Source organism: Guyparkeria sp. SCN-R1, from assembly GCF_003932495.1.
Classification (GTDB): Bacteria; Pseudomonadota; Gammaproteobacteria; order Halothiobacillales; family Halothiobacillaceae; genus Guyparkeria.
Genome location: NZ_QZMT01000035.1, coordinates 1 through 5,572 on the forward strand (window position 1 = coordinate 1; position 5,572 = coordinate 5,572).

Here is a 5,572-nt window from a genome sequence, read left to right on the forward strand (position 1 = left end):
CTCGGAACCCTCATTGTGAGGCTCTTGAGGTGTCTAGGAAAGTCGGGGCGATTCATCTTGTGTTTTCGGCGGCAGCTCTTTGAAGCTACGCTGGAGCTCACTGAGGGCGGGCGGAACAACTTCAGCTAAAGCTTTCCTAAGACTGTTAACTTGCTCAGCGAGCACGCCAAGGTCCGGCATCGCTTTCCTTGAAGCCTCTACCTGAGCAACAAGAGCCTGCCATTCGTTCTGTATGGCCACAACGGGCTCCAAAGACTTCCGGATCGATTTCTGCAACTCCAGAAGCTCAGGCCGCATCGATTTCTCTAACGCCAACTGCTTCTTCAAAGCAGGCAGCGCCAATGCTTGCATCCTGCTCCCAATTTCTTGCCAATTTTTTAGATGCTCCTCGAGCGCCTCCCCCGGCTTTTTTTCCTCAGTCACGCTTTAGACCCTCCCTTTGAATTCGTGCCAACCCTCCTTGTGACCGCTATTTCTGCTGTCCGTTTTAGGGGGCGTGGCTCAGCACTACGGGTAACAAACTAACGCTGCTGAACTGAGTCAGACTCTGCTGGTTTGCGCAGCTTTGGCCGTGCCAATAAACGGCGTGACGCGGACACGACCGGTGAGGAGGTCGTCCATCAGACCTTTTTTCTGTTCGAACAGCTTACGTATGGCTTCACGCTCATCCGCAATGCGCCTGTCAACCGCTCTTAGTTTTTCGGAGATTGATCTCTGTTCTTCGAGCTTAGGGTGAGGGACTAGCATCTGGCTAAACGTCGATTTATTTACGATTGGCACAGCTTGAAGACCAGCCCAAACATGGATTTGATGGACATAAGTCCGAATGGCCTGGAATACAAAGAATTCATCCCAGGCTTTCGAAGGGAGTACAGCGTTGATTTGCTGGTTCGTAGCTCCCGAGCGGGAAGTGAAACCCACCTTGCCAATCGTCGAACCTATGCAAACCACTAGAGTTGAACCGCCGGGAATCTCTCTGATATGCCGTCGACCCATGTCTGAGATTGCCCTCTCCGCACTCTGCATGGGTTCGTAATCAATGACATCTCCGGGTGTAAAGAAAGGAAAAGCGTCGCCCCAGGCTTTCGGATCGCTCGAGGGGGGCGTCGAGCCTGTTACAACCTCCCCGAGGTCTCCCACGAAAGCGATCTCCCACTCCATCGGAATTGGCCCCAAGGGCGAGTCTTTGTAAAGCTCCGGCGCCTCCTCGTGCGGGGAGCGGAGCTGGCCGTTCTCGTCGATGCCGCGGGTGAGCAGGTCGGTGAGCAGGCCCTGCTTGACGGTCTCCAGCTTGGCAACCAGCGCCTCGGTCTGGCGGATCTGGGTGTCGAGGGTGTCGAGGATCTGGGCAATGACAGACTGCTCCCCCTCTGGAGGAACGCTAACGGGAGCTCCCCCAAGCTCAGTCAGGGATAACGTGTAGCGCGTCGATCCAGTTGACCGACGCCCAACGTATTCCCGGAATCGACGTTGCTTGAAGATGTGCCCCCCGTATCTCCCATTGATGGGTCGGCGGGGTGATTGCCGAAACCGGACTGTGTGGTAACTGTGAAGGGCGTTCGGAATTTCTTCCGTTACGAGTGCCGCGTGTCCGATGTCATCGGGCGTTTCAGACGACGGAGTGAACAAGACATCACCCGTTTGCACCTGAAAGCGCTCAACCTCGCTAGCTGTGGCAGTGACCTGCATGAGGGGCATGCTCCTGCCAATGAAGTCATGCCGGTAAACGTCCATGTAGTTGATCAAGCTGACAGGTTGTTCTGATAGCTCGATCTTTTTATCCACGCTGCTCGTGGACAGCTCACCGAGGTCATTCAGGCGATAGTCTTTCCACTCATAGGACTGGGCATCAGACATAGCCAAGCCCCTCCAAGAATCCACGGAGCTCTGTCGCAGCCCTGTCCCGCTCCGTCTCGATGTCCGCCAGCGTCACGCGGTACTTGTCCCACCAAGTCTCGACGATGGCGATGACCTCCTGCCGGCGGGTGCGGGCGTAGCGCTCAAGGATGGCGGTCAGGTCTTCGTGGAGGATGGTGAGCAGCAATTCGGCGGCTGCCGGCTCGTCGAGTCCGTCGACGGCTTCGTTGAGGTGGGTGGCGAAGTTGGCGCGGCGGTGCTTGATGGTCTTGTTCAGCGCCGCCTGTTCCTTCTTCCAGGCCTTGATCTCGTCCTCGCTGGGACGGTCCTCGTCGTCCTCGGCATCTTCTTCGGGCTCGTCGGTAGCCGCCTTGATCTGGCCAGCCAGTTCGGCCTTGCGGGCCTCGAGCTGTTCAAGCTCCTCGATGTAGTCGCTCAGGAGGAAGCGCACAAGCTTGTGGTCCAGCGGATTACTGCGGCTGACGTTGTCTTCCATGGCGGTGAGGATGCTGCTGCGCCAGGCGTCGACCACGCCAACCGCACCGCGTGCCTGCAGGGTGCGCAGGTCGTTGCGGCTGTCGTCCCAGAAGCCGGCGATGATGCCGCGCACGGCGTAGGCGTCCAGCAGGCCGACCGGCTCGATGGCGGCGCTAAAGCTTTCCAGCAGATCCTCGCGCAGTTGCGACAGGCGGCTGCCGTTGCCTTCCAGGGTATTGGCGATGGCGGCGATGTGCCGGCCGTGTTCTTCCCACCAGGTGGCGAAGGCCTGTTGCAGTTCGTCCTGCCGGGCTTCTACGCCGGGGTTGGTCTCGATGGCTGGCTTGATGGCGGCGCGATCGGTCAGCGCCTCGCCGAAGTCGACGTAGTCGGGGTCGTCGGCGCGTTCGCCGAACAGGGCCATGGGGTCGAGGCCGACGGCGTCCATGACAGGCTGGCGCTCGCGGATTTCCTTGACCGGTACGCCACCCTTGAGGTGGGCGCGCACGTCCTGCGGTTCGGGTGGCGGGGCGTTGTCGGCGTAGCGGCGGATGTTGAGGTTGTAGTCGTTCTCCGCCAGTTCCTCGTTGGTCACGATGGCGGAGAAGCCATCCACCGCAGCGAAGTGGTCAAAGGTGTGGACGATCTTCTCGAGGTGCTCGGGCAGCAGGAAGTTCTGCGCCCGGCCCTCGTAGTATTCGCGGTCAGCATTGATGAACAGCACCTTGCCCTGCCGCTCGGCCGGCTTGGCCCCCTTCGCACGTAGCACCAGGATGGATGCCGGGATACCGGTGCCATAGAAGAGGTTGGGGGCGAGGCCGATGACCGCCTCGACCAGGTCGTCGTCAATGATGCCGGCGCGGATGCGCTTCTCGTCCCCGCCGCGGAAGAGCACGCCATGGGGCATGACGGTCGCCATCATGCCGTTGCTGTTGAGCGAAGCGATCATATGCTGCAGGAACATCAGATCGGCCTTCTTCGCCCCCAGCGGCACGGAGCCATAGCGAAAGCGCTCGGGGAAGTCGGGCTGCCAGTCGGCCTGGCTTTCGCGGTCGCTCGGACCGTAGGCAATGGAGAACGGCGGATTGGTGAGGATGCGGTCGAAGTGCATCAGCTCGCCGGCGACGGTGTGCTGCGGGGCACCAAGGGTGTCCTCGTTGCGCAGGTCCGCGCTGGGGATGCCATGGAGCAGCATGTTCATCTTGGCAATCGACCAGACCGAACCGGCGGCTTCCTGGCCGTAGAGGCCCATGCGCCGCGGGTCGCCACCCTGTTCCTCGGCGTATTCCTTGGAGAGGATCAGCATGCCGCCTGAGCCGCAGCAGGGGTCGTAGACGGTATGGGACTCTTCCGGCTTGATCAGCCGGACCATCATGCGAACCACCGAGCGCGGGGTGTAGAACTCGCCGCCCTTCTTGCCGGCCGAGTCGGCGAAGTCGCGGATCAGGTACTCGTAGGCCGCCCCCAGCAGGTCGGGGAACTCGAAGTCCTTGTTGTGCAGGCGGTGCTCGCCGAAGTGGACGATCAGTTCACGCAGCTTCCTGTCCGGCAGCTTGGCCGAACCGACTTTCTTGGTGAAGTCGATGTGCTCCAGCACCCCGGCGAGACTGGCGTTGTGCTCCTCAAGGCCGGCCAGCGCCTTGTTGAGGTAATCGCCGACGTTGTGGTGCGCGTCCTCGAGCAGGGTGTCCCAGCGCGACTGCTCGGGGACGTAGAACGTCTCCCGGTGCCAGTTTTTCATGTTGGCGATCTCGCGGGCCTCGGCCGGCGTCTCGCCGAGCGCGATCTGGTTGGAGACCACCTGATCGAAGCGCTCCTGGAACACGTCCGAGCAGCGCTTCAAGAAAAGCATACCGAAGATGTATTCCTTGAACTCCGAGGCGTCCATACGGCCGCGGAGGATGTCGGCGGCGCGGAAAAGGTGGCGTTCTAGCTGGGGGAGAGTGAGGGGCATGGTGTCCTTGTTGCTGTTCGCGTTCCTAGGCTAATGGGTTGCATGCTAGCGCAAGCGGCCTTCGCGATGATCAAGTCAATGAGACCGGCGATAGGTGACATTTTGTGTCGCGCCTCATCTTCCGGAGCTGGCATCGGCATAGCGGCTGATTTGCTGACGAGCCCCTTCGATCAACCAGTCGCGTATCTCGGCGGGTTCGATCACCTCGACATCCGGCCCAAAGCCGCGAAGCCACCACCTCAGTTGGTGCGTGTCTTTGACGTTGGCAATCAATTCGAGGCGATCGTCGTCGGTGCGCGCGAGGTGCTGATCGTCTGCGATCGGTGTCTCGTGAAGATGATCCCCCACCGCCATATCAAATTGGGCGACGAGCTGAATCGCTTCCCCATGCCGATCGGCATCAAAACCGCCCCGCTGGACCCATTCGTCGAAGTCGAAGCCGGGCAGGTGCCGGGCGGGCTCATCAGTGACGTCGGCGTGAAGAAAGCGATGTAGGGCGAACATGAGTACGTTGTCGTAGTCCCGATGGCTGGCCACCAGATAGGTGACGGCGTCACGGAATGCGAGCCCCTGCGGGCTGAGGTCGTACTCCCGAGGCTCGCGGCCCCGAGGGCGATAGACCGCCTTAAGTCGACGGTCGTTGAGTAGTGCGTCATATACCGACTGGGCGATTTCCGGATCGACGTCCGGGGCGATCAACGGTTGAGAGCGCGGCAGGACCCGAACCTTGCGCTTCCAGGTGTTGAGCCCGTTATCAGTCGCATCGAGCACACGTCTGGCCTGATCAAAGTGGGGGGCAAGCAGCTCCAACACCCCACTGGGCAGCATGTCCCGCAGATATTCCTCGGCCATGGCGAAGGTAATTGCCGTGGCTGCGTCCATCCCGGGCAGCGTCTCGACCTGCGCATCTCGTGACCATGACCAGCCAAAGACGTGGTCGCGCTCGTCGCTAATCAACGGAAAAACCGTCGACAGTTTCTGCAGATCTCGCTGGATTGTGCGCAGCGTCACATCGAAGTTCGCCGCGGCTAACCGGTCCCGCAGTTCACTGGTCGTGATCTTCCGCGGCTCGCGGGGAACATGGCGAAGCATCTCGAGGGTACGGAACAATGTAATCGACATGGCATTCCATTCGGTGGGTAACGAGAGCGAACCACCCTGCCAATCATTCCGGCACACAGGGCCGGCCTGAGGTGAACGCCCATGACCCCAGCCTACACAATGGTGCGGGTAGTGTCCAGTCAAGTGGTGTAAAAGCGAGATAGCCACCAAAGCCCTCGTCGC

General features: G+C 60.5%; 4 protein-coding genes. All 4 read right to left on the reverse strand.

Translation table 11 applies throughout. From position 1 onward, the window contains the following. Positions 1 to 33 precede the first annotated feature (33 nt). Complete coding sequence (locus tag D5687_RS10920) at positions 34 to 423, reverse strand: hypothetical protein (protein ID WP_125199810.1); 390 nt, start codon at positions 421 to 423, stop codon at positions 34 to 36. Positions 424 to 540: 117 nt separating this feature from the next. Continuing rightward, positions 541 to 1,857, reverse strand: coding sequence for a restriction endonuclease subunit S (locus tag D5687_RS10925; protein WP_125199811.1), 1,317 nt, complete (start codon positions 1,855 to 1,857; stop codon positions 541 to 543). Continuing rightward, entirely contained in the window at positions 1,850 to 4,288 is a 2,439-nt protein-coding gene (locus D5687_RS10930) for a class I SAM-dependent DNA methyltransferase (protein WP_125199812.1), read from the reverse strand. Before D5687_RS10930 ends, D5687_RS10925 begins: the two co-directional genes overlap by 8 nt. Before the next feature lie 114 nt (positions 4,289 to 4,402). Continuing rightward, positions 4,403 to 5,557 (reverse strand): YafY family protein, encoded by a 1,155-nt coding sequence (locus D5687_RS10935; protein ID WP_125199813.1) that lies wholly within the window; start codon positions 5,555 to 5,557, stop codon positions 4,403 to 4,405. Positions 5,558 to 5,572: the final 15 nt, after the last annotated feature.

Bases quoted from the DNA above. Each gene is read 5' to 3' on its own strand.
- D5687_RS10925 (WP_125199811.1), bottom strand. From the start codon at position 1,857: ATGTCTGATGCCCAGTCCTATGAGTGGAAAGACTATCGCCTGAATGAC.
- D5687_RS10930 (WP_125199812.1), bottom strand. From the start codon at position 4,288: ATGCCCCTCACTCTCCCCCAGCTAGAACGCCACCTTTTCCGCGCCGCC.